At 73.5% G+C, this 21,950-nt stretch carries 22 protein-coding genes and 3 tRNA genes; 11 read left to right on the plus strand and 14 right to left on the minus strand.

Translation table 11 applies throughout. From position 1 onward, the window contains the following. Positions 1 to 104 precede the first annotated feature (104 nt). Positions 105 to 959, plus strand: a complete 855-nt coding sequence (locus JJJ15_RS11070; protein ID WP_200510771.1) for an alpha/beta hydrolase — start codon at positions 105 to 107, stop codon at positions 957 to 959. Here the strand turns inward: JJJ15_RS11070 and JJJ15_RS11075 are convergent. Beyond that, positions 956 to 2,341, minus strand: coding sequence for a nicotinate phosphoribosyltransferase (locus JJJ15_RS11075; protein ID WP_200510772.1), 1,386 nt, complete (start codon positions 2,339 to 2,341; stop codon positions 956 to 958). The genes JJJ15_RS11070 and JJJ15_RS11075 overlap by 4 nt on opposite strands. A 126-nt stretch (positions 2,342 to 2,467) precedes the next feature. Between JJJ15_RS11075 and clpS the strand changes: the two genes are divergently transcribed. The 6 genes from clpS to JJJ15_RS11105 all read left to right on the plus strand — a co-directional run bounded on the left by clpS (position 2,468) and on the right by JJJ15_RS11105 (position 7,593). Beyond that, positions 2,468 to 2,782 carry an ATP-dependent Clp protease adapter ClpS gene (gene clpS / locus JJJ15_RS11080; RefSeq protein ID WP_200510773.1) on the plus strand — a complete coding sequence of 105 codons (315 nt, stop codon included), beginning with the start codon at positions 2,468 to 2,470 and terminating at the stop codon, positions 2,780 to 2,782. Continuing rightward, positions 2,782 to 3,612: a DUF2017 family protein gene (locus JJJ15_RS11085; protein WP_200510774.1), complete on the plus strand. Its 831-nt coding sequence runs from the start codon at positions 2,782 to 2,784 to the stop codon at positions 3,610 to 3,612. The genes clpS and JJJ15_RS11085 overlap by 1 nt, the downstream gene beginning before the upstream one ends. 30 nt (positions 3,613 to 3,642) lie before the next feature. Then, entirely contained in the window at positions 3,643 to 4,650 is a 1,008-nt protein-coding gene (murI, locus tag JJJ15_RS11090; RefSeq protein WP_246742286.1) for a glutamate racemase, read from the plus strand. Then, on the plus strand, positions 4,647 to 5,441 hold the full coding sequence (locus JJJ15_RS11095; protein ID WP_200510775.1) for an MBL fold metallo-hydrolase: 795 nt from the start codon (positions 4,647 to 4,649) through the stop codon (positions 5,439 to 5,441). Before murI ends, JJJ15_RS11095 begins: the two co-directional genes overlap by 4 nt. A 3-nt stretch (positions 5,442 to 5,444) precedes the next feature. Further along, complete coding sequence (locus tag JJJ15_RS11100) at positions 5,445 to 6,008, plus strand: DUF3054 domain-containing protein (protein ID WP_246742046.1); 564 nt, start codon at positions 5,445 to 5,447, stop codon at positions 6,006 to 6,008. A 145-nt stretch (positions 6,009 to 6,153) separates the two neighbouring features. After that, positions 6,154 to 7,593 (plus strand): L,D-transpeptidase family protein, encoded by a 1,440-nt coding sequence (locus JJJ15_RS11105; protein WP_200510776.1) that lies wholly within the window; start codon positions 6,154 to 6,156, stop codon positions 7,591 to 7,593. 316 nt (positions 7,594 to 7,909) lie between these two features. On the opposite strand, the gene JJJ15_RS11110 is transcribed toward JJJ15_RS11105, so the two are convergent. Together JJJ15_RS11110 and rph are read right to left on the minus strand one after the other, a co-directional pair. Further along, positions 7,910 to 8,638 (minus strand): non-canonical purine NTP pyrophosphatase, encoded by a 729-nt coding sequence (locus JJJ15_RS11110; RefSeq protein WP_200510777.1) that lies wholly within the window; start codon positions 8,636 to 8,638, stop codon positions 7,910 to 7,912. Continuing rightward, the gene (gene rph, locus JJJ15_RS11115; protein ID WP_200510778.1) at positions 8,635 to 9,435 is read right to left on the minus strand and encodes a ribonuclease PH; all 801 of its coding nucleotides are present in this window, start codon (positions 9,433 to 9,435) and stop codon (positions 8,635 to 8,637) included. The genes JJJ15_RS11110 and rph overlap by 4 nt, the downstream gene beginning before the upstream one ends. 158 nt (positions 9,436 to 9,593) lie before the next feature. Here rph and JJJ15_RS11120 point away from each other — a divergent pair, with 158 nt between their 5' ends. After that, positions 9,594 to 9,884 carry an antibiotic biosynthesis monooxygenase gene (locus JJJ15_RS11120; RefSeq protein ID WP_200510779.1) on the plus strand — a complete coding sequence of 97 codons (291 nt, stop codon included), beginning with the start codon at positions 9,594 to 9,596 and terminating at the stop codon, positions 9,882 to 9,884. Between the two features lie 45 nt (positions 9,885 to 9,929). Continuing rightward, the gene (locus tag JJJ15_RS11125) at positions 9,930 to 10,583 is read left to right on the plus strand and encodes an SIMPL domain-containing protein (RefSeq protein ID WP_200510780.1); all 654 of its coding nucleotides are present in this window, start codon (positions 9,930 to 9,932) and stop codon (positions 10,581 to 10,583) included. A 130-nt stretch (positions 10,584 to 10,713) separates the two neighbouring features. Here JJJ15_RS11125 and JJJ15_RS11130 read toward each other — a convergent pair. The 6 genes from JJJ15_RS11130 to pip form a co-directional block, all read right to left on the minus strand. After that, positions 10,714 to 10,798, minus strand: a tRNA-Leu gene (locus tag JJJ15_RS11130). Positions 10,799 to 11,003: 205 nt separating this feature from the next. Continuing rightward, entirely contained in the window at positions 11,004 to 11,168 is a 165-nt protein-coding gene (locus JJJ15_RS11135) for a hypothetical protein (RefSeq protein WP_246742047.1), read from the minus strand. 282 nt (positions 11,169 to 11,450) lie between these two features. After that, positions 11,451 to 11,526 (minus strand) — tRNA-Lys (locus tag JJJ15_RS11140). A gap of 43 nt (positions 11,527 to 11,569) precedes the next feature. Further along, a tRNA-Lys gene (locus JJJ15_RS11145) sits at positions 11,570 to 11,642 on the minus strand. 105 nt (positions 11,643 to 11,747) lie between these two features. Next, positions 11,748 to 12,188, minus strand: coding sequence for a hypothetical protein (locus JJJ15_RS11150; RefSeq protein WP_200510781.1), 441 nt, complete (start codon positions 12,186 to 12,188; stop codon positions 11,748 to 11,750). A 29-nt stretch (positions 12,189 to 12,217) separates the two neighbouring features. Then, positions 12,218 to 13,279, minus strand: a complete 1,062-nt coding sequence (gene pip / locus JJJ15_RS11155; protein ID WP_200510782.1) for a prolyl aminopeptidase — start codon at positions 13,277 to 13,279, stop codon at positions 12,218 to 12,220. A 150-nt stretch (positions 13,280 to 13,429) separates the two neighbouring features. Between pip and JJJ15_RS11160 the strand changes: the two genes are divergently transcribed. Beyond that, positions 13,430 to 14,350 (plus strand): glutathione synthetase, encoded by a 921-nt coding sequence (locus tag JJJ15_RS11160; RefSeq protein WP_200510783.1) that lies wholly within the window; start codon positions 13,430 to 13,432, stop codon positions 14,348 to 14,350. A gap of 9 nt (positions 14,351 to 14,359) precedes the next feature. Further along, positions 14,360 to 14,740 carry a YccF domain-containing protein gene (locus tag JJJ15_RS11165; protein ID WP_200510784.1) on the plus strand — a complete coding sequence of 127 codons (381 nt, stop codon included), beginning with the start codon at positions 14,360 to 14,362 and terminating at the stop codon, positions 14,738 to 14,740. A 248-nt stretch (positions 14,741 to 14,988) separates the two neighbouring features. Here the strand turns inward: JJJ15_RS11165 and JJJ15_RS11170 are convergent, their stop codons facing one another. The 5 genes from JJJ15_RS11170 to JJJ15_RS11190 form a co-directional block, all read right to left on the minus strand. After that, positions 14,989 to 15,633: a GNAT family N-acetyltransferase gene (locus JJJ15_RS11170; RefSeq protein ID WP_200510785.1), complete on the minus strand. Its 645-nt coding sequence runs from the start codon at positions 15,631 to 15,633 to the stop codon at positions 14,989 to 14,991. A 234-nt stretch (positions 15,634 to 15,867) separates the two neighbouring features. Continuing rightward, on the minus strand, positions 15,868 to 17,166 hold the full coding sequence (locus JJJ15_RS11175) for a ribosome small subunit-dependent GTPase A (protein ID WP_246742048.1): 1,299 nt from the start codon (positions 17,164 to 17,166) through the stop codon (positions 15,868 to 15,870). After that, positions 17,163 to 18,776, minus strand: coding sequence for a 3-phosphoshikimate 1-carboxyvinyltransferase (locus JJJ15_RS11180; protein ID WP_281433046.1), 1,614 nt, complete (start codon positions 18,774 to 18,776; stop codon positions 17,163 to 17,165). The genes JJJ15_RS11175 and JJJ15_RS11180 overlap by 4 nt, the downstream gene beginning before the upstream one ends. Positions 18,777 to 18,940: 164 nt before the next feature. Then, positions 18,941 to 21,175 (minus strand): NADP-dependent isocitrate dehydrogenase, encoded by a 2,235-nt coding sequence (locus tag JJJ15_RS11185; RefSeq protein WP_200510786.1) that lies wholly within the window; start codon positions 21,173 to 21,175, stop codon positions 18,941 to 18,943. Positions 21,176 to 21,459: 284 nt separating this feature from the next. Next, complete coding sequence (locus JJJ15_RS11190) at positions 21,460 to 21,924, minus strand: DoxX family membrane protein (RefSeq protein ID WP_200510787.1); 465 nt, start codon at positions 21,922 to 21,924, stop codon at positions 21,460 to 21,462. Positions 21,925 to 21,950 lie beyond the last annotated feature (26 nt).

The following is a 21,950-nucleotide window of genomic DNA, read 5'->3' on the forward strand; positions in this document are numbered from 1 at the left end:
GCTACCTGCCCGCCCGGGTGGAGGCCACCCTGAAGGACTCACACGTCCCGCCCCCACGGGGCTACCTGCCCGCGGGCGGTCGGGGCGCGCATAGGGTGGGGAGTATGCAGCGCCTCCTGACCACGCCCACCGGTACCACCCTGTGCGTGGAGCAGACCGGGGCCGCCACCGGGCCCCTCGTCCTGGCCCTGGAGGGGCACAGCGCCCAGCTCATCCAGACCCCTTCCGCCTGGGCGCGGACGCTGGCCGGCGCAGGCTGCCACGTGGTCCGCGTGGACAACCGCGACGTCGGGCGCTCGCAGCGCTTTGACGTCCCCGGCCAAGACGCCTACACCCTGGTGGACATGGCCCAGGACGTCCACGGGCTCCTGGAGGTGCTCGACGCCGGTCCGGCGGTGGTCTGCGGGCACTCCATGGGTGGGGCGGTGGCCCAGCTCCTGGCCCTGGACCACCCCGAGGACGTCGTCGGCCTGGTGCTCATGTCCACGTGGGCGGCAAGCGCCCCGGCCGCGCCCAGGTCCGCCGTGCCCGCCCCCTTCACTGACGAGGAGGGCTTCGTGGCCTACGAGCAGGTGGCCCTGCCCCGGGGCGCCGGGAGCCGCTACCCCCTGGTCCCCTCCCAGGTCGAGGCCCTGGCGCGGGCCATGTGGGCCCGTGGCGTGGACTGGGACGGGATCGAGCGCCAGTCCCTGGCGATCAGCCGCACCCCGCCGTGGGCCCACCGCCTGGCCGAGCTGGCCGCGCGATGCCGGGCCGGGGAGCTGGGGGTGGACATTGTCCACGGCACGCAGGACACCACCGTCGATCCTGCCGCCGCCGCGGCGCTGCACCAGGCCCTGCCCGGTTCCCGCCTCCACCTCGTGCCCGGCATGGGGCACCTGTGGCCCGCGGCCCTGGCCGTGCCGGTCGCCGAGGCCGCCCTCGCCCTGGTCCCGTCCACCTCCTGGCCGGGTCCCTAGTGCTGGACGGCAGTGCGTCCGTCCAGGTCCACGTGGTGGGTCGGGACGGCTGCCTCGCCCTCGCTCAGGCGCCAGGCGTCATAGGGCAGCTCGGCACGTGAGACCCGGTGGCGCTCCGCCGCGGCCGCCAGCGCCGCGGCACCCCGGTGCTCCTCCACGATCCTGCCCTGGTCCACCAGCATGACCTGCAGGGGGCGGGCGCCGGCGTCCTCCAGGGCGCACAGCGCCTCGATCTCGCTCACGGCGGAGACAATGAGCTCCTCGCAGGCGCTGCCGGACTCGTCGCGCACACGCCCCGCCCACTTGCGGCCGCCCACCGTGGACTTGCCGCCCTCGGAGAACTTGGCGACCTCCGCCATCTGCCCGTCAGCGCCCTCCCGCTCGACGAGCTTGTAGACCAGGGCCGCCGTCGGGCGCCCCGAGCCGGTGACGAGCTTGGTGCCCACGCCGTAGGAGTCCACCGGGGCCGTACCCAGCGCGGCGATCGCGTACTCGTCCAGGTCGTTGGTCACCGTGATCCTGGTCCCCGTGGAGCCCAGGGCGTCGAGCTGGGCGCGGACCTTGAAGGCCTCGGCCACCAGGTCCCCGGAGTCCAGGCGTACCGCCCCGAGCTCACCGCCGGCGGCGCGGGCGGCGGCCACGGCCCGCTCCACCCCCCGCTCAATGCCGTAGGTGTCCACCAGGATCGTGGTGCCCGCCCCCAGGCTCGCGACCTGCGCGGCGAAGGCCTCCTCCTCGCTGTCGTGCAGCAGGGTGAAGGAGTGGGCGGAGGTGCCGTAGGTGGGGATGCCGTACAGCAGGCCGGCCTCCAGGTTGCTGGTGCCCACGAACCCGCCCACCACGGCGGCGCGGGCGGCGGCCACGGCGGCCTGCTCGTGGGCGCGCCTGGCCCCGAAGTCCACGCAGGGCCGCCCGTGGGCGGCGATCGTCATGCGGGAGGCCGCTGCGGCCACGGCGCAGTCGTAGTTGTAGACGGACAGGGCCAGGGTCTCCAGGATGCAGGCCTCGGCAAAGGTCCCCTCCACCGTCAGCAGGGGGGAGCCCTCGAAGTAGCACTCCCCCTCGGCGTAGCCGCGGATCGTGCCGGAGAAGCGGTAGCCGCGCAGGTAGTCCAGGGTGGTGTCGTCAACCACCCGGGTACGGTGCAGGAAGTCGATCTGCTCATCGGTGAAGGTGAAGGCCTCCACCGCGTCCAGGAGACGCCCGGTGCCGGCCACGACGCCGTAGCGGCGGGAGGCCGGCAGACGCCTGCCGAAGAGCTCGAAGACGCTACGGCGTCCGGCCGTGCCCGAGCGCAGGGCGCCCTGGAGCATGGTGAGCTCGTACATGTCGGTCAGGAGGGACGTCGACGGGCGGGGGGCAGCGGCATGCGTTACTGTCATGACACCACCCTAGCGACTGCCTGTCCTCGCCGGAAGACGCCTGGCGGGCCCGGATCCGTCCCGGTCTCGCTGAGCGCGCAGAGACGCTGCGGCCGCACGTGGGCCAGGCCACGTACCCTGGATGGTATGTCAGCATCCGCGCCTGTCATGGAGCCCGAGACCCGGTCCCGCGCCCAGCACCTGTGGCGCACCGTCGTCCATGACGACCCCGTCAACACAATGGACTACGTCACATGGGTCTTCCACTCCTACTTCGGCTACCCCGTGCCGCGGGCCCACCACCACATGCTCCAGGTCCACACCCGGGGCCGGTCCACCCTGTCTACCGGGCCGCGGGAGCGCATGGAGGTGGACGTGACCGCCATGCACTCCTACGGCCTGCGCGCCACCATTGAGCCCGTCGCCCCCGGCGACGGTGCCGACGCCACGGAGCGGTCCTGATGCGCGCCTTCGAGCCCGTGGCCGAGGGCTGGTCCAGCGCCCTGGAGCCCTGGGAGAGGGAGGCCGTGGTGGACATGCTCTCCCAGGTGGAGGACCTCCTCCTGTCCGACGCCGCCAGGGCCCCGTCCCCCGCCCCGCTGTACACCGGGTCACGGGTCGGGGAGAGCCCGCGTGACCACGAGATCCTGGTCTCCCTGGACTTCGCCGTCCAGGAGCCCACCGGGCCCGCCCGCCCCACCGGGCCCGCCGGTCGGCACCAGGCGGGCGGACGGGACACGGCTCCGACGGGCCCGGCACCCCTGACCCCGGCCGGGGCCCCCGGGAGCGCTGGCACGGCCTCCGGCCACGACGGCGCCACCAGCCGCCACGACGGCCCGGGCAACGGCGTCGGTGACGGCTCCCCGTTCCCGCCCCGTCTGCCAGCACTGGAGGCGCTCCTGCCGGACGCCTCGGAGGATCCGGACCTGGCGGTGGACGTGGCCAGTGTCACCCGTGACCGCCTTCGGGCAATGAAGACCGAGCGGATCGGGGCGGTCCTGGCTGAGCTCCAGGAGCCCAGCGGCCGCGACGGCACCGTCCTGGTACGGCGGGGTGAGGAGGGGGCCTGGCTGGGCGCCCTCAACGACACCCGCCTGGTCCTGGCCACCTTCCTGGGGATCCACTCGGCCCGGGACGCTGAGCGCGTCCACGCCCTGGCCTGGCACGGCGTCCCCGCCGCCAAGGGCACGAGGGCCCACGGCAGGCGGGTGGCGGCACTGAGCTACGAGATGCTGACCTGGTGGCAGGAATCACTGCTGTGCGTGCTCTTGGGGAGGTCGCCGGGCGCATAGGGTCGCAGCGTGGATAACGCAGCCATCGGAATGTTCGACTCTGGGGTCGGCGGCCTCACGGTGGCTCGCGCGGTCCTGGACCAGCTCCCCGGTGAGGAGCTCCTCTACATCGGCGACACCGCCCACACCCCCTACGGCCCCCGGCCCATTAGCGAGGTCCGCGCCCTGGCCCTGGGCATTATGGACGAGCTGGTGGACTCCGGGGTCAAGATGCTCGTCATCGCCTGCAACACGGCCTCCGCCGCGGTCCTCCACGACGCGCGCGAGCGCTACACCCTGGGGAAGGGCGTGCCCGTGGTCGAGGTCATCCACCCCGCCGCCCGCGCCGCCGCCCGCGTCACCCGCAACGGACAGGTCGGTCTCATCGCCACCCGGGGGACCGTGGACGCCCACGCCTACGACGACGCCCTGGCCGCCGTCCCCGGTGTCACCCTCACCAGCCAGGCCTGCCCCCGGTTCGTCGAGCTCGTGGAGAGGGGGGTCACCACCGGGGCGGAGGTGCTCGACGTCGCCGAGGACTACCTGGCCCCCGTCAAGGCCGCCGGGGTGGACACCCTCATCCTGGGCTGCACCCACTACCCGCTCCTGGCCGGGGCGATCTCCTACGTCATGGGGGAGGAGACCACCCTGGTGGCCTCCTCCGACGAGACTGCCAGGGACGTCTACCGCACCCTGGCCGCCCGCGACCTCCTGCGCCCGGCCGACGCCCCCGCCCCGCACCACGAGTTCCGGGCCACCGGGGACGCCCAGTCCTTTGAGCGGCTACGACGCCGCTTCCTGCCGGACATTGAGCGGGTGACCCGGGCCGGCGGCCGCCCCGCCACCGGGAACCCGGCCCCCGACGGCCCCGTGGGCGCCACCGGCCACCGGCCGCCGTCCCCGGGTCTGCCGGTACCCCCTCCCGGTCCCGCCGCCCGCCCGGGGCAGGGCACCCCCGTGGCCGCCCTGCCCCAGGCGTCCACGCCCCTGCCCGTCCTGGCCGCGCCCCAGGCCACCGCCTCCCCTGATGGCTCCCCCGACCTGAAGGACCGTCCATGAAGCTCACGATCATCGGCTGCACCGGCTCCATGTCCGGCCCACGTGCCGTGGCCTCCTCCTACCTGGTCCAGGCCTGGGGGCGGGGCCCGGACGGCGGACGGCGCCGGTTCTCCGTGGTCCTGGACCTGGGGCCGGGCTCCATGGGGCAGCTGCTCAACCACCTCGACCCCGCCGAGCTCGACGCCCTGGCGATCTCCCACTGCCACGCCGACCACATGGTGGACATGGTGGGGATGCACGTCTACCGGCGCTGGAACCCTGCTGGGCCCCTGGACCCCGTGCTGACCCTGGGGCCCACCGAGCTCATGGGGCGGCTGCGCGGCGTGGACGGCGTCGGCCCGGAGGAGTCCTACGCCACCGAGTTCAGCTTCCACGCGGCCGTGCCGGGTACGCCGGTCCGGGTGGGGCCCCTGACCATCACGCCCTTTGCCGCGTGCCACCCGGTGGAGGCCTACGGCTACCGGGTGGAGGGTCCCCGTGAGACCGGGACGGGGGTGGCGAGCCTGGCCTTCACCGGGGACACCGACATGTGCGAGGGCATCGTGGCCATGGCCCGGGGCGTGGACCTCCTGCTGGCCGAGGCCGCCTTCGTGGAGGGACGTGACACGGTGCGCGGCATGCACCTGACCGGGCGCCGCGCCGGGCAGCTGGCGGCGGGCGGGGGAGCGGGCCGTCTGGTCCTGACCCACATCCAGCCCTGGACGGACCCGGCCGTGCCCGTGGCCGAGGCCGGGGAGGTCTACCCCGGCCCCGTCGACGTCGCCGCCTCGGGCGCCTCCTGGGAGATCTGAGCCGTGGGGGACAGGCGGGGACGAGCCGACCCGGACGGCGGTGGCCGACCGGTCCCCTCGGGGGGCCGGATCACCTACGTCCCCGTGCTGCCCGACGGCCAGGACTGCCCCTGGGTGCGTGAGCGTGCCACCCGGTGGTGGCTGGTCGTGCCCGCCGACCTCCTGGCGGTGGTGCTCGTGGCGGTCTTCGGCGCCGCCTCCCAGCGAGCAGGGGGGCAGGCACCGGCCTGGGTGCTCCAGGGGGTGGCGAGCCTGGTCCCGGGATGGCTGGCGGCCTGGGCGCTGCGCCGACGGGGCGGAGACCACCTGGAGCTGGCGTGGCCCGACGGCGCCCTGGTGGTGGGGGTGACCGCCTTGACCTGGACGGTGCTGCACGTGCTACTCGACGGTCTTACAGGCCTGGGATCCTGGGTAGCGGTCACATCGGTCTTCCTAGTGGTGTTCCTTGGTGGATGGCGCTGGCTCTACGGTTTTGTGCGGGCTCATGACTCCCTGACTCCCCGGGGGGTGGCCCGGAGGATCGCTGCGCAGGACGCTGAGGCCGGGGAGCCGCGAGCCGCCCGGTAGCCGTTCCCGCTGTACCCGCCCCGGTTCCGGCCCCGGTGGTTCGTCTCCGCCTCCCCGCCCGGCCGCCGGCCCCGCTCCTGGGTCGTTGCGTTTTCCGGCCTGGTGTCGCGGGTACGGAGGCGTCGGGCTTGCTACCGTGTACCCCATGAGGCAGCGACGCTCTGTCCGTCCACACGACCCCAGGCGCCGGTTCCGTCTGGCTGTCACCGGTGTCCTCCTCCTCGGCGTCCTCGGGGGGATCGGTGCGTATACGCTCAGCCACTTAGGGCAGGCTCTTCCCGGGACCACGGTGGCCGGGCAGGACGTCTCCGGAATGGACCGCGCCCAGGTCGAGGACCTGGTCACCCGGCGCGCCGCGACGGCGACCGTGACAATCAGCGTGGAGGGCACGACGCTGACGGTGCCCCTGGGGGACCTGGCCCAGGTCGATGCGTCGGCCACCGCCGGCGCCGCGGTTAACGGTAACGCCTCCCCCTGGCGCCTCATCCGCTCCCTGGTCAGCCAGCGGGAGACCGGCGTGGTGGCCCACATAGACCCCCAGGGCGTCACCGACCTGCTCCACAGGCTCAACTCCTCCCTGGCCAGCCCGCCCCAGGACGCCACCGTCTCCTGGGACGAGGCCAGCGGCTCGTTCGTGGTGGCACCCGGGGTGCCCGGCAGCACCGTCGGGCGCGGCGACCTGGAGGCCGCCGTCCAGGACGCCGCCGACGTCCTGGCTGACGCCCGCAGCACCCTGGAGCCGGTCCAGGGCGAGCCCGAGGTGACCACGGCAGAGGCCCAGGAGGCGGCCCAGGCCGCCACCGCCATGCTGTCCACCGACCTGTCCGTGAGCGTGGGTGAACGGTCCCACACGCCGTCGGCCTCCCAGAAGGCTGCCTGGATCGAGTTCCCGCTCAGCGGGGGCACGGTGGTACCCACCGTCTCGGCCGCCAAGGTGGGCCAGTGGGTGGACACGATCGTCGCCAAGGTGGACCGGGCGCCCGTCAACGGCGTCAACGACGTGGGCTCTGACGGTGACGTCCTCCAGCTGGCCCGTCCGCCCCTGCCGGGGCGCACCGTGGACAACGCCGCCGCCGTGACCGCCTCCCTGGTCCAGGGCCTCCAGAGCGGCCAGGCCGTGACCAGCGCGCTGACCTGGACCGAGACCCCTGCGGGCACGGACGAGCGCGTGGTTCCCTCCGGCCCGGAGCGCTTTGCCTACCGGGCCCGGGGGCACGAGAAGTGGATCGACGTCAACCTCACCGACTCCACCCTCACCACCTACGAGGGCCGGGAGGTGGTCCACGGCCCCGTCCTGGTCAACCACGGGGACGCCGACCACCCCACGTCCACCGGCACCTACCGGGTCTCCCAGCGTCAGGCCCAGCAGGACGTCGGCTGCTCACCGGAGGAGTCCTCCTGCCAGCGCGACGTGCCCTGGGTGGTCTCCTGGGACCAGGGCGCCCTCCACGGGGCGCCTGACACCCAGGACTTTGGCGTGGGGACGGACGGGTCTGCCCACGGCTACGTGACCATGCCCGTTACCGACGCCCAGGCGGTCTGGGACTGGTCGGAGGTCGGTACGGTGGTGGTCGTCCACGACTGAGCGGCCGACGGCTCGGCCGGGACCACGAGCTGGGGACTACGGCTCGGCCGGGACTTACGAGCTGGGGACTACGGCTCGGCCGGGACTTACGAGCTGGGGACTATGGCCCGGCCGGCTACGGGATGGCAGGCCGCAGCAGGCCCGCCCAGGCGGACGGGGCCGCTCCCGGACCAGGTGGGCCCGGCGTCACCCGGCTCGCCGGGCACGGGCGGACGGGGCCGCTCCCGGACCGGGCGGGCCCGGAGGCCAGCGCGGACAGCCAGAAAGCTGCCAGGCTCCCGGACCAGGCGGGCCCGGCACGCGGGTGCGCCCGCCCTCAGAGGAGCCGGGCCAGGACCGGGGCGAGGTCGCGCAGGGCCTGCCCGCGGTGGGAGATCGCGTTCTTCTCCTCAGGGCTCATCTGCGCCGTGGTGCGCCCTGAGCCGCCGGGGGCGTCCTCGCTGGCGGGTACGAACACCGGGTCGTAGCCGAAGCCGCCCTCACCGCGCGGGGCCGTCAGGAGCCGCCCCTCCATGGAGCGCTCGACCACCGTGACCACCGGGGTCTGCGCCAGGAGGCCCCCGCCCGGTGACGTCGCCCCGCCCCAGGTCCTGCCGCCCGGGGCCCACCCCCGGGGCACCGCGAGCACGGCGGCGCAGGTGAACCGCGCCCGACGGTGCGGTGCGCGGATGTCACGGAGCTGGTCCAGCAGGAGGCGCAGGTTCGCGGTGTCGTCGCCGTGGCGTCCGCACCAGCGGGCGGAGAAGATGCCCGGGGCCCCGCCCAGGACGTCCACGCACAGGCCTGAGTCGTCCGCGACGGCGGGCAGCCCGGTGGCCTCGGCCAGACAGCAGGCCTTGGTGCGGGCGTTGGTGGCGAAGGTCAGGCCGTCCTCGACCGGCTCGGGGGCGTCCAGGGAGGCGGCGGAGACGACCGCCTCCGGGGCCAGGCCCGGGACCAGAGGGGCCAGGATGGCTCGGAGCTCACTGAGCTTGCCCTGGTTGTGGGTGGCCAGGACCAGGCGTGCGCCCTGAGGTACCCGTACGGTGGGGGAGGTAGCGTTCACGCCTCCGCCTCCGGGTCTGCCGCGTCCGTGGAGGAGACGGTGAAGGTCTGCCCGTAGGGGCCCGCCAGGGCGCGGTACTGCAGGGCGGTCAGCTCGGCGTTGCCCTTGGCCGCCAGGTCCAGGAGGGCGTCCAGCTCGCCGCGGTCAAAGGGGGCGTGCTCGGCGGTGCCCTGGATCTCGATAAAGCGTCCGCTGCCGGTCTGGACCACGTTCATGTCCGTCTGGGCGCGCACGTCCTCCTCGTAGGGCAGGTCCAGGCAGGGGACGGAGTCGATCATGCCCACCGAGACCGCTGACAGGGAGTCCGCCAGGACGGGCCTGCCGCCGTGGGGCTTGACCAGGCCCTTGGAGGTGCCCCAGGCCACCGCGTCGGCCAGGGCCACGTAGGCCCCGGTGATCGCGGCGGTGCGGGTCCCGCCGTCGGCCTGGAGGACGTCGCAGTCCAGGGCGATGGTGTTCTCCCCCAGGGCGGACACGTCGATAACGCCCCGCAGGGAACGCCCGATGAGCCGGGAGATCTCGTGGGTGCGCCCACCGACCCTGCCGCGCACCGACTCGCGCCCGGAGCGCTCGGAGCCCGCCCGTGGCAGCATGGCGTACTCGGCGGTCACCCAGCCGGCACCCCCTCCCTTGCGCCAGCGCGGTACGCCCTCGGTGAAGGAGGCGGCGCACAGGACGCGGGTGCGGCCGAAGGTGACCAGGACGCTGCCCTCGGCGTGGTCGAGCCAGTGACGGGTGATGGTGACGGGACGTAGCTCGTCGGTGGCGCGTCCGTCCTTGCGGGAGGGGTCAGTCATGGTGCCAGGTTACCCGTCGGCGCCGCGGCGTCCCGTCCTCCTGGTGGGCTATGGCCCCGTGCCCCGCCGTTGGGTAGCCTCGTGGCAAGCCCGGTCGGCACCGCTCCTGGTCGTGCCCAGGCCGGGCGGACCGGAACCGAGTACTGACGGAGGCTGTCATGACCTACGTGAACATAACGGCGCTCACCTTCCCCGCGGGCGCCCAGGAGGAGATCGAGAGGCGCTTTGCCGCGCGCCAGCGCGGCGTGGACGCCTCGGCGGGCTTCCAGGGCTTCGAGCTGCTGCGCCCGGTGGTTGGGGAGGACCGCTACTTCGTGGTGACCAGGTGGGACACGCGTGAGGACTACGAGAGGTGGCTGGCGGCGCGCCCGGTCGACGGCCACCAGGACGACGTGCGTCGGGGCATGAGCGTGGAGGTCCTCGGCTTCGAGGTCGTCCAGCTGGGGTAGTGAGTCCGTCGGCGGCGGACGCGGCGTGTGAGAGGAGAGGACCTATTGACGACGACTGTCATTGTCCAGGAGAGCGTCGAGCACTACGAGCCCCCGCAGAGGGCGACGGCCAACCTTGAGATCGGCTTTGCTGAGTTCAGCCGGGAGCAGGCGCACCAGCGGGTCTCCGAGGTGCTCGGTGACGTGCGCGCCCAGGTGGAGGGGATGTACGACGGGAGCAGGGGGCCGGTGACGTGGTACTCCGTCTCCGGCGCCAGGACATGGGTCCGCAAGGACGACGACGGCACCAGGTTTCGCGAGGAGGTCGTGGTGAAGGCCAAGTTCAGGGACTTCCCCCGGCTCGGCTCCTGGCTGGACTCCGTCCTGCGACGTCAGGGTGTGCGCCTGAGGTCCGTCACCTGGTCCGTTACCGAGCGTCGGCGCAAGGAGCTTGAGGCCCAGCTGCGGAAGGCTGCCGTGAGGGCGGCCATGGGCAAGGCGGAGCAGTACGCCGCGGCTGCCGGTATGCGCGTCGTCTCGGTCAGGACGATCGCCGACCGGGGCTACCTCGCTAAGGGCGCCGGTTACTCCGGTGCGGCCGCGGCACCGAGCCGGGGCGGGAAGGCTCCTGGGGCGGGCACCACCTCCGACACCTACCAGTTCAGTCCGGAGGACATCCTGATGAGCGCCTCCGTCGAGGCTGAGTTCCTGGCGGAGTGAGTTATACCTCACCCTGTTGGGCCGGAAGAAGGCCGACCCCGTCAAAGGGGCCCGTCCGGGCTCCGGGACTGCCAGCGCCACCCTGGTCCTTCAGAGGCTCTGTCCACCCGGGGCCCGGGCCGCGGGCCCGTGGTGCGCGAGAAGGGACTCGAACCCTCACGCCCGAAGGCACCAGGACCTAAACCTGGGGCGTCTACCAGTTCCGCCACTCGCGCTCGCCGGGACAGCCTACCTGATGGGACCAGGCCCTCTGCGCCCGGCCCCGGCGCCAGCAGGTGCGAGCCTGCCCCGGGGCGCGGGATGCTCGCGCCCCAGGGCAGGGCTGGTGCTCGGCGCCGGGCGCGCACTCGTCAGGCCGGGGCCTCTCCGGCACGCTACCGGCCGCGGCCTGCGCGGTCGCTGCCTGGCGCCGCAGGCCGCTCAGGCAGCCAGGGACAGGGCGTCCCGGGCCGCGTCCAGGCGCGCCAGGGCCCGCTCCAGGCGGGAGGGGGCGACGCCGTCGCCCAGGGAGCTCACCTCGGCGTGGGCGGCGTCCAGCTCGCGGAGGGCGGCCTTAAGGTCGCGCGTGCGCGGTGCGGTGGTCATGGTGTGCCTCATTGTCAGTCTCTCCTTCTCGTCGTGCTGGCCCGCAGGCCGCCCCGGGCGGACGGCAGGTGGATCCTGCGACCCGGGGGAGGGCCCCTGACGGCCTGGTAGCCGTGGTGCCCCAGGGCGTCGCCGCACTGGGCAGGGGCTCACGCGGAGGGAAACGCCGAAGCGTCGGCGGGTGTTCCCAGGGGCTTGGCTCCGAGCAGTGGCCGCTGCGTCCGGTCGTGGACCGCAGGGCGGGCGTCGCGCCCGTGCTGGATAGGCCGTAGCCTGTCCGCGTGGTACACCGCCAGGGACTCGAACCCTGAACCCGCTGATTAAGAGTCAGCTGCTCTACCAATTGAGCTAACGGTGCGACGTCGGTACGAGGACCGACGGTGCCCCCTTGTGAGGAGCCGTACACCGCCAGGGACTCGAACCCTGAACCCGCTGATTAAGAGTCAGCTGCTCTACCAATTGAGCTAACGGTGCGACGCTGCCAGACGTGATGGCCTCGCAACGGATGGGAACTCTACGGGCACCGGGTCGGGTTGTCCAGCCCGGGAACGGCGAAAACCCTGGAATGTGCGGTAAATCTCATTGCTTGCGGTCCGTGCGACGCTCCCTGGCGGCCTGGCGGGCCCTCTTCTGGGCCTCCACGGAGGCCTGGCGGACCCGGTCGCGTCTGGACAGCCCCGGGGAGGCCGGGGGACGCCCGGCGTCAGCCACCTCCTGGGCCTCGGGCTCGCTGATCCTGCCGGTGCGGGAGAAGCTGCGGAACTGTGCCAGCCTGCGGGCGTCCTCCTCGCCCAGGCGGCTCCACAGGGGCAGGCCGAGCTTCTTCCTCTCCCGGAGCCGTTGCACCACCTGCCAGCCCATGAGGGCCACGAGGCAGAAGGTCGCCGTGCCCCACAGGCCGTTCGCGGCGCGGTCGGTCAGGATAATGACGGCGCCGCTGGCCGTGCCCGCCAGCAGGATCGTGACGAGGACGACGGCGCTCAGGGACAGCCAGTACCTCTGGGCGGGGCTGGGTCGCATGGTTGCTCCTAGGGGCTGAAGGGTGTTGGTCAGGGGGCCGGGGCGGGTCCGGCAGGCGTGGGAGGACCGAGGTGGGCCATGCGGTCCGTGGCCTCCAGGAGGGCGCTCAGCGTCTCCGGCTCGCTGAGGGCGTGCCCGGAGGCGGGGGTCACCACGAGCTCGGCCTGGGGCCAGGCGCGGTGCAGGGCCCAGGCGGTGCCCATGGGGCAGGGGATGTCGTAGCGGCCCTGGACGATGGTGCCGGGGATCCGGTGGGTGGCCAGGACGTCCGCCCCGGCAATGAGCTGGCCGTCCTCCATCCAGCCGCGGTGGATGAAGAAGTGGTTCTCAATCCGTGCGAAGGCCGTGGCGAAGGCCGGATCCTGGACCTCGTCAATATGGTTCTGGTCGCGAAGAAGGGTGGAGGTGGCGGCCTCCCAGGTGGTCCAGGCCCGGGCGGCCGGGCCGTGGACCGCGGGGTCGGGGTCGCCCAGCAGCTCGTGGTAGCGCCGTATGTAACCACCAGGGGCGACGTCGGGGCCCGCCGCGGCGACGAAGGCCTCCCACTGGTCGGGGTAGATCATGTCCGCGCCCGCGCCCTCGTAGTACCAGTCCAGCTCACGCGCGCGCAGCGTGAAGATCCCCCGTAGCACCAGCGCCAGGACGTGCTCAGGGTGCCTCTCGGCGTAGGCCAGGGCCAGCGCCGACCCCCAGGAGCCGCCGAAGACCAGCCAGGAGCTGATCCCCAGGTGCGTGCGCAGGAGCTCCAGGTCGGCCACCAGGTGCCAGGTCGTGTTCGCCGACAGGTCCGCCTCCGGCGCCCACGCGGGCGGGCGGGAGCGTCCGCAGCCGCGCTGGTCGGTCAGCACGATCCGGTAGCGGGCGGGGTCGAAGCAGCGCCGGTGCCAGGGGGAGCAGCCGCCGCCCGGGCCGCCGTGCAGGAAGACCGCCGGCAGGCCGTCGGGGTTGCCGCACTCCTCGTAGTAGACGCTCTGGCCGTCACCGACGTCCAGCATGCCCGTGGCGTAGGGCTCGATCGGGGGGTAGAGGCGGCGTCGACCCGCGTCCGGCCGTGGTCGCGTCCACGTGGGCGAGGAGGTGGGGTGACTCATAGGGGCATTGTGTCACCGGTGGTGCCGGCCCATGACCGGGGCGGGGCCGCTGGCCGCTGGGGGGCGGTGGCGGGCGGCCGGAGGATCACGTACCTCGTTTCCCGGCGCGGTGAGAGGACCACGTGGGGCATCTCACGGTAGTCTAGGGTCGTGACCAAGCCGATCGTGACCCTGGCTACCTCCGCCGACTTTCCGAACCTTGACGAGGACGACCGTGGCCTGTCTGACGCCCTGCGCGAGCGCGGCATCGAGCCCCGTGTGGCCATCTGGGACGACCCCGCCGTGAACTGGGACGACGCCGGTGTCGTCGTCATGCGCAGCGTGCGCGACTACGCCACGAAGGACAAGTACGCCGCCTTCCTGGAGTGGGCCCGCTCCCTGTCCCGCGTGGCCAACCACTCCGACGTCGTGACCTGGAACTCTGACAAGCACTACCTGGGGCGCCTGGCCGACCTGGGCGTACCCATGATCCCCACCACCTGGCTGGAGCCCACGGCGGGCCTGTCCAAGCACCAGGTCCACACCCGCTTCCCCGCGCAGGGGGACTTCGTGGTCAAGCCCGCCATATCCTCGGGCGGGCGGGGCACCGGCCGCTACACGTCCACGCACGCCGGGAGCCGCTCCCAGGCCATTAACGACGCCATGCACCACCTGCGCCACGGCCGCTCCGTCATGGTCCAGCGCTACCTGCAGCAGGTGGACCGCGGGGGGGAGATCTCCCTGGTCTACTTCAACGGCATCCTGTCCCACGCCGTGGACAAGGCCCCTATGCTCCACCCCCGCTTCCGCTCCACCGACGAGGTCCACGAGGAGGTCGTGACGGCCCGGGAGCCCAGTGAGCAGGAGTGGCTGTGGGGCGAGCGGGTCCGCAAGGCCATCCACGGTCTCATTAAGGAGCACGCCGGGCGTGATATCCAGCTGCTCTTCAACCGCGTGGACATGGTGGGCGACGGCCAGGGCGGCTTCTACCTCATGGAGGTCTCCCTCATTGACGCGGGCCTCTACCTGGGCTCGACACCGGACGCCCTGGACAACTTCGCCGACGCCATCGCCCAGCGTGTCTTCTGGTAGGCTCCCTCCATGCGCACCATCCTTAATGTCATCTGGGTAATATTCGGCGGTTTCTGGCTGTTCCTGGGCTACTTTTTGGCCGGGGTCATTGCCTGCGTACTCATTATAACCATACCTATTGGAGTGGCCTCCTTCCGCATTGCCGGGTACGCCCTGTGGCCCTTCGGCCGTGAGGTCGTCCCCACCCGGAGTGCGGGGGTCGTGAGCGGGATCGCCAACGTTGTGTGGTTCCTGGTGGCCGGACTCTGGCTGGCCCTCGGGCACCTTATTACCGCGACCCTGCAGGCGATCACGATTATCGGCATCCCCCTGGCCGTCGCCAATATCAAGATGATCCCGGTGACCTGCTTCCCCTACGGCAAGCAGGTGGTCAGCACCCGCTGGCGCTGACCGCGGAGGCGCTCCCGGCCCAGGGACGGGCCCGGTGCGTGCGGGACCGGTCCGGCAGGCGCGTCACGGTAGGGCACCGACAGCCGGGCCCGTCTGCGCGGTCCCGCCAGGTGGGCCCGCCCACGTGCGGATCCGGTGGTGTGGGACGGGGTCTGCGAGCTGGCCGGGTCGGTCATGGCGAGGTGCCGCCCCGCACTGCCCCCGGTTCCGGCCCGCGGGGCGCTCCTGTGCGGGCAGCCGCGCCTGCCTCAGCGTGCCGGTCGCGTCATGGCCCAGTAGTCGGGCATGTCCGCGGGAGGCCTCAGGGTGGTGGCGTCCTCAAACCCGTGACGGGTGTAGAGGCGTGCGGCGGCGCGGGTCGTGGCCTCCAGGTGGGCGACGGCGTGGTCGGCGTCGACCCGTTCCAGGCCGTGGCGCAGCAGTGCCGAGCCAGTACCGGTCCCACGAGCGGTAGGTGCGACGGCGATCATGTACAGGTACCAGTGCGGGTCGCGGGGGCTGGCGGACTCACACAGGGCGGCGTCGAGCCGGATGAGCTCCCAGGCGTCGCCCAGGACCTCCAGGTCCAGTCCCTCCGGCAGCTCCTCGGGGTCCGGCAGGGGGCGGTTGGTCCCGGTCTCCTGCCGGGGCGCGTCCCACAGGGCGGTCCCCAGGATCCTGTCCTCGGCGTCCACGGCCAGGTCCACCACGGCAGGTGCCTGCGGGTCCAGGTAGTGGGTGGACAGCTCGACCCGGTGCAGGTGGTCCAGGGCCGCGTACGGGTCCGGGGCCGCGGCCGTAATAGCGCTCATGAGCGGGTCGGCTGCGAAGACGCCTGTCAGCAGGCTGGTGACGGCGTCAAGATCCTCGGGGACGGCGGGACGGATCGTGACGGTAGGGAGGGGACCCGGCATGACGCCATCCTGCCCCGTCATTCTGGGCGGAGCCTGAGTGGCGCGGGCCTACCGCCCGCGCACTACAGGAGTGGCTGCGCGTCACCGGCGGAGCCTGAGTGGCGGGCCTACCCGGCCTCGGTGGGGACAGGTTCCTGGAGTGGCAGGGCTGGCCCCGCACGCCACCGGCAGACGCGAGGGGCCGCAGGCGGGGCCCTAGCGGGGAGGGCGCCGTCCCCCGTCCCAGATCCCGGCTCAGGGCCTGGTGGGGTCCTCGGCCTCCAGCGCGGGGGCGAGCAGGCGCCGGAAGGAGTCCACCCGGGCCCGGCGCACCACCAGCGCACCTGCCTCCTGGGCGGGTCCCACGGCCCCGGCGGCCCACTCGTCCAGGGCGCACTCGAGCTGGTCGGCCTCGTGGGTGCAGCCGCGCGGGCAGTCCCGGGCCACCTCCACCAGATCCGGGAAGCCCCGCAGCACGTCGGCGCTGGAGACGTGCGCCACTCCGAAGGAGCGTACCCCGGGGGTGTCAATGACCCAGCCGCCACCGGGCAGCTGGAGGGCCTGGAGGGAGGCCGAGGTGTGCCGTCCGCGCCCGGTGACCTCGTTGACGCCCCCGGTGGCCCGGTCCGCGCCGGGGACCAGGTTGTTAATGAGGGTTGACTTCCCGACCCCGGAGTGCCCCACGAGGACCGATACCCTGCCCGTCAGGGTGGAACGGACCGCCTCGATGCCGGTCGGGTCGGCCGGTCCGCTGCCAGCTGCCCCGGTGGTCCCCTCCGGGCCGGGGCCCGGGGCCGCCGGGTCCTCGATACCGGGTCCCGTGGTGCCGGTTCCTGTGGTGCCGGTTCCTGTGGTGCCGGTTCCTGTGGCACCGGGCCTGACGCCGTCGTCCTCGTCGCCGGCTCGGCCCCCTGGCCCGGTAGGCCCGTCGGGCCTGCCGCCGGGGGTTCCCGCGCCCTGGGCTCCCAGGCGGGTGGCCAGTGAGCGTACCCCCAGCGGCTCGTAGAGGCGCAGCAGCGGGGCGGCGTCGGCCAGGTCAGACTTGGTCAGCACCAGCAGCGGCTCCATCCCGGCGTCATAGGCCGCCACGAGGTAGCGGTCGATCATACGGGGGCGCGGCTGGGGGTCGGCCACCGCGGTGACAATGACCAGGAGGTCGGCGTTGGCCACCACGGGTCTCTCGGTGCCCGCGGCGTCGCCGTCCTCGGCGGAGCGACGCAGCAGGGTGCGACGCGGCAGGGTGCGCACCAGACGGGCCAGGGTGTCCTTGCGTCCGGACACGTCACCGACCACGGACACCTGGTCGCCCACCACCACCTTGCCCCGGCCCAGCTCGCGCGCCTTGACGGCGGTGATGTCCCCGCTGCCGTCCTGGGTGAGGCCGGTCTCCTCCAGGCGGACACGGTAGTGCCCGCGGTCGATGCGGGTCACCGTGCCCAGGTGCGCGTCCTCGTGCGCGGGGCGCTGCTTGGTGCGTGGGCGTGAGCCCCGGCCCGGGCGGACGCGCACCCGGGGGTCGTCGGTGCCGGTGTCCCGGCTGCCTCGGCGTGTCACTCAGCCGACCCCTCCGCACCCCGGGGCGTTAAGGCCGCTGGAGCGTCTGCCGGGGCGGGTGCTGCGGCCGCACCTGACGCCCCGGCGGATGAGAGCATGTGTGACCACATGGTGGGAAAGCCCGGCAGGGTCTTGGACGTCGCGGACACGTCCTCCACCTCCACCCCCGCCACCCCCAGGCCGACGACGGCGGCGAAGGTGGCCATACGGTGGTCGGCGTAGGTGCGCAGGCGGGCCGGATGCACGGGGGAGGGGTCAATGGCCAGCCCGTCGGCGACCTCGTAGGCGCTCCCGCCCAGCCGCCTGGTCTCCGCCACCAGGGCCGCCAGGCGGTCCGTCTCGTGCCCGCGCAGGTGGGCCAGCCCCCGTAGGCGGGAGGCCCGCCCCTGGGCGCCCGCGAGCACGGTCAGGGCAGCGACGGTGGTGGCCAGCTCCCCGACCTCACCCAGGTCCACGTCCACGCCCCGGAGCCTGCCGTCGCCGCGGACCGTGAGGGTCAGTGACCCGTCGGGCTGCCGCCTGGTGGTGACGTGCCCACCCATGCGGGGCAGGAGGCGGCGCCAGGCGTCACCGGCCTGGGTGGTGGCGGCGGGCCAGCGGGGGACGCTCACCCGTCCTCCCGCCACCAGGGCGGCCGCCAGGAAGGGGCCCGCGTTGGACAGGTCCGGCTCGATCACCACCCTCCCGCCCGACGGCGCCCCCGGGTGCACGCGCCAGGTGCGCTGCCCTGGGACCTGGGCGGGGTCGGGCTCGTCCACCACCACGCCACGGTCACGCAGGCAGGCCACCGTCATGGCGACGTGGGGCAGGGAGGGCACCGGGCCGGTGGGGGTGACCTCCAGGCCGTCCGGCAGGAGCGAGCCGACCAGGAGCAGCGCGGACAGCATCTGGGAGGAGTCCGAGGCGTCCACGTGGACCCGGGCCGGGCCCGCTATGGTACGCACCGCCGTCGGAGCGGTCCTGACGGCGGGCGCCACCGTGCCCGCTGCGGGTGCCGCACCGGGCGCGTGCGGTCCCTCGGATCCCGTGCGGACCGTTCTCGCGGCGAACAAGTACCGTTCTCGCGGCGAACAAGTACCGTTCTCGCGGCGAGGGCGGGGGGCGGAGCGGGGGGTCACCTGTACCGGCAGGTGACCGGCCTCACCCAGGTAGTCGATGCCAGCCCCCAGGTGCTCCAGGGCCTCCAGGAGGGGACCCAGGGGGCGCCGGCGGGCGGCGGCGTCGCCGTCAAAGGTCACGGGGGCGTTGGCCAGGACCGCCAGGGGCGGGACGAAGCGCATGACCGTCCCTGCCAGGCCGCAGTCCACCCGCGCCCCGCTCCCTACCGCAAAGGGGCGGGGCGCGGGCGTGACCCGCAGGTGCGTGCCCGCCTGGTCCAGGGGCTCCACCCGTGCCCCCAGGGTGGTCAGGGCGGCCACCATGAGGTCGGTGTCACGGCTGCGCAGGACACCGACCAGCTCACTGGGGCCGCTGGCCACCGCCGCCAGGAGCAGGGCACGGGCCGTCAGGGACTTGGAGCCCGGCAGCTCCACCACCGCGTCCAGGGGGCCACGGGCCTGCGGGGCCGGCCACGGTACCGGCGCCCCGGTAGCTCCGGGTGCGCGCCCCACCGGCAGGGCCCCTGGCCCGCGGCGCACCGGTGCCCCCTGCCGTCTGTCAGCGGCGCTGACGCCTTCCTTTGGCCCGCGGCGCATCGGCGCGCTGTCGCCGGGCAGCCACCTGCCGGTACCGCTACCGGTGGTCGGGGTGCCTCCCACCACGTCCTCCGCGCCGTTCACAGGGCGTCAATGAGGGTGTTGAGGGTGGTGCTGGGACGCATGACCGCGGCCGTGGCGACCGGGTCGGGCCGGTAGTAGCCGCCGATGTCCACCGGGTGGCCCTGGACGGCGAGCAGCTCGGCCTGCACCTGGGCGCTGGTCGTCTCCAGGGCGTCGGCCAGGGGCGCGAAGGCCCGGGCCAGGTCGGCGTCGGCGTCCTGTGCCGCCAGGGCGCGCGCCCAGTACAGGGCCAGCCAGGCGTGCGACCCGCGGTTGTCGATCCCGCCCAGGCGGCGGGCCGGGGAGCGGTTCTCCTCCAGGAGCCTGCCCGTGGCGGCGTCCAGGGCGTCGGCCAGCACGGTGGCGCGGGCGTTGCCGCTCACCTCGGCCACGTGCCGCAGGGCCTCGGCCAGGGCCAGGAACTCGCCCAGGGAGTCCCAGCGCAGGTAGTCCTCCTGGAGGAGCTGACGCACGTGCTTGGGGGCGCTGCCGCCCGCGCCCGTCTCGTACAGGCCCCCGCCGTTCATCAGCGGCACCACCGAGAGCATCTTGGCGCTGGTACCCACCTCCAGGATGGGGAACAGGTCGGTGAGGTAGTCGCGCAGCACGTTGCCGGTCACCGAGATGGTGTCCTGCCCGCGCCGGGCCCGTTCCAGGGACAGGCGGGTGGCCGCCACCGGGTCGAGGAACCGGATGTCCAGGCCGGTGGTGTCCTCATCGGCCAGGTAGCGCTCCGCCAGGGTGCGGATGACGGCGTCGTGGGCCCGGGCGGGGTCGAGCCAGAACACCGCCGGCGCACCGGTGGCCCGGGCCCGGGACACAGCCAGGCGCACCCAGTCGCGTACGGCGTCGTCCTGGGTGGTGCAGGCCCGCCAGATGTCACCGGCGCCGACCGTGCTGGACAGCAGGACGCTGCCCGGGCGCGCCCCGGCGCCGTGGAGCACCACGACCTCCACGGTGCCCGGGGCGGGGACGACGAAGGTCTTGTCGTGGCTGCCGTACTCCTCGGCCCTGCGGGCCATGAGACCCACGTTGGGCACCGAGCCCATGGTGGCCGGGTCCAGGGCCCCGTGCTCCTTGCAGTCCTCGATGACGGCGGCGTAGACGCCCGCGTAGGAGGAGTCGGGGATGACGGCCAGGGTGTCCGCCTGCTGCCCGTCCGGCCCCCACAGCCTGCCGCCGGCCCTGATCATGGCCGGCATGGAGGCGTCGATAATGACGTCATTGGGGGCGTGCAGGTTGGTGACGCCGTGGTCGGAGTCCACCATGGACAGGCGCGGGCCCGCGGCCAGCTCCGCGGCGACGGCGGCGCGGATCTCCTCACCCTGCTCCAGGGCGTCCAGCCCCGCCAGGATCGAGGCCAGCCCGTCCTCGGCGCGCAGGCCCGCGGCGGCCAGGACGTCGCCGTAGGAGGAGAAGACGCCCGGCAGGGCGGCGCGCACCGCGTGGCCGAAGATGACCGGGTCGGAGACCTTCATCATGGTGGCCTTCAGGTGCAGGGAGAGCAGGAGCCCCTCGTCCCTGGCGGCGCGCAGCTGGTCGGCCAGGAAGGCGTCCAGGGCGGCGGCCCCCAGGTGCGTGGCGTCCACCACCTCCCCGGCGGTCACCGGCAGGGACTCCCGCAGGACGACCGTCTCGCCGCCCCCTTCCGGGCGCAGCCGGATCTGCAGCGTGCCCGCCTCGGGGACGATGACGCTGTGCTCGTTGTGACGGAAGTCGTCGGCTCCCATGGTGGCCACCCGGGTGCGGGAGGTGGGGGACCAGGCGCCCATGGGGTGCGGGTGGGAGCGGGCGTAGGCCTTGACGGCCGCCGGGGCGCGCCGGTCGGAGTTGCCCTCACGCAGTACCGGGTTGACGGCGCTGCCCTTGACGGAGTCGTAGCGGGCGCGGACCTCGCGCTCGGCCTCGGTGGCGGGGGAGTCGGGGTAGTCGGGCACGGCCACGCCCTGGGAGCGCAGCTCGGTAATGGCGGCCTTGAGCTGGGGCAGGGAGGCGGAGATATTGGGGAGCTTGACAATGGTGGCCCGGGGGGAGCGGGTCAGGGCCCCCAGGCGCCCCAGGTCGTCGTCAGCCAGGTCGAAGGCCGCCTGGATCCGTCCCGCCAGGGAGATGTCCGCCGTCCCCACGCTCACGCCGGCGACCTTGGCAAACCCTCGCACAATGGGCAGGAGGGAGTGGCTGGCGAGCATGGGAGCCTCGTCGGTCCAGGTCCACACAATGTCGCTGGGGCTGTCTGAGGGGGTTACGGTCATGGCTGGTCTCCCATCCTGTGGCGTACGGGTAGCCTGAGCGTATCGCGAGGGCGGGCTGGGCGTGCGGCGACAGGGCGCCCAGCTCGCGCACGGGGGCGGCCCCAGGCACAGGGTGGGAGCCAGGGCGGCCAAGAGCCCGCCCACTCCAACCCGGCGTCCGCCACGGGGTACGGGGCTGCGCGTGCGCGGCCAAGAGGTCCATAAGGAAGGCCCAGCTCGCGCACGGGGGTGGCCAGCGTCCTGGCCAGGACCCGACGGGTGGTCCCGGGCCCTGCCGGGGCGGCTCAGCGGGGCTGTGCGCTTGGGCCGTCCGGCGTCGGGCCGTCGGCCTGCGCCCCCAGGAGCCCGCCCTCCCGGTCCACGGCGGCCAGGAGCAGGCCCGCCCCGAGCGTGGCCCGACGTACCCAGCCCAGGACCGCCTCGCGCCACTCCTCCTGGTCGCGGGACAGCCACAGCGGGTGGTTGACGAGGGTGAGGGGGACATTGAGGGCGGCCAGGGCCAGGGCGCAGCTGCGTGGTGCCCGCCCGCTGGCCAGCCCCAGGCCCGCCGCGACGCTCACGACCCCCGCGGCCCGGGTCATCATGCGCACGTCGGCGTTCAGGAGCGGGGGCAGCCCCAGGCGCTCCCAGGGGGAGTAGACCCGCTGGAACCTGCGCACGTGGCCTGCGGGGCGGGTGACGGCGTCGACGCCCTCGACGACAAAGGTCGCTGCGAGGACGGGGCGGGCGAAGGTGCGCAGGAGGTCCATGGACCAATCCTGGCCCACGCGCCCCC

Source organism: Actinomyces sp. HMT897 (genome assembly GCF_016626125.1).
Classification (GTDB): domain Bacteria; phylum Actinomycetota; class Actinomycetes; order Actinomycetales; family Actinomycetaceae; genus Actinomyces.

Coding starts and splice junctions, on each gene's coding strand:
- clpS (WP_200510773.1), top strand. CDS start 2,468: ATGTCAGCATCCGCGCCTGTCATGGAGCCCGAGACCCGGTCCCGCGCC.
- JJJ15_RS11095 (WP_200510775.1), top strand. CDS start 4,647: ATGAAGCTCACGATCATCGGCTGCACCGGCTCCATGTCCGGCCCACGT.
- JJJ15_RS11170 (WP_200510785.1), bottom strand. CDS start 15,633: ATGCCGGGTCCCCTCCCTACCGTCACGATCCGTCCCGCCGTCCCCGAG.
- JJJ15_RS11105 (WP_200510776.1), top strand. CDS start 6,154: ATGAGGCAGCGACGCTCTGTCCGTCCACACGACCCCAGGCGCCGGTTC.
- JJJ15_RS11165 (WP_200510784.1), top strand. CDS start 14,360: ATGCGCACCATCCTTAATGTCATCTGGGTAATATTCGGCGGTTTCTGG.
- murI (WP_246742286.1), top strand. CDS start 3,643: ATGTTCGACTCTGGGGTCGGCGGCCTCACGGTGGCTCGCGCGGTCCTG.
- JJJ15_RS11075 (WP_200510772.1), bottom strand. CDS start 2,341: ATGACAGTAACGCATGCCGCTGCCCCCCGCCCGTCGACGTCCCTCCTG.
- pip (WP_200510782.1), bottom strand. CDS start 13,279: ATGAGTCACCCCACCTCCTCGCCCACGTGGACGCGACCACGGCCGGAC.
- JJJ15_RS11190 (WP_200510787.1), bottom strand. CDS start 21,924: ATGGACCTCCTGCGCACCTTCGCCCGCCCCGTCCTCGCAGCGACCTTT.
- JJJ15_RS11185 (WP_200510786.1), bottom strand. CDS start 21,175: ATGACCGTAACCCCCTCAGACAGCCCCAGCGACATTGTGTGGACCTGG.
- JJJ15_RS11120 (WP_200510779.1), top strand. CDS start 9,594: ATGACCTACGTGAACATAACGGCGCTCACCTTCCCCGCGGGCGCCCAG.
- rph (WP_200510778.1), bottom strand. CDS start 9,435: ATGACTGACCCCTCCCGCAAGGACGGACGCGCCACCGACGAGCTACGT.
- JJJ15_RS11135 (WP_246742047.1), bottom strand. CDS start 11,168: ATGACCACCGCACCGCGCACGCGCGACCTTAAGGCCGCCCTCCGCGAG.
- JJJ15_RS11085 (WP_200510774.1), top strand. CDS start 2,782: ATGCGCGCCTTCGAGCCCGTGGCCGAGGGCTGGTCCAGCGCCCTGGAG.
- JJJ15_RS11070 (WP_200510771.1), top strand. CDS start 105: ATGCAGCGCCTCCTGACCACGCCCACCGGTACCACCCTGTGCGTGGAG.
- JJJ15_RS11150 (WP_200510781.1), bottom strand. CDS start 12,188: ATGCGACCCAGCCCCGCCCAGAGGTACTGGCTGTCCCTGAGCGCCGTC.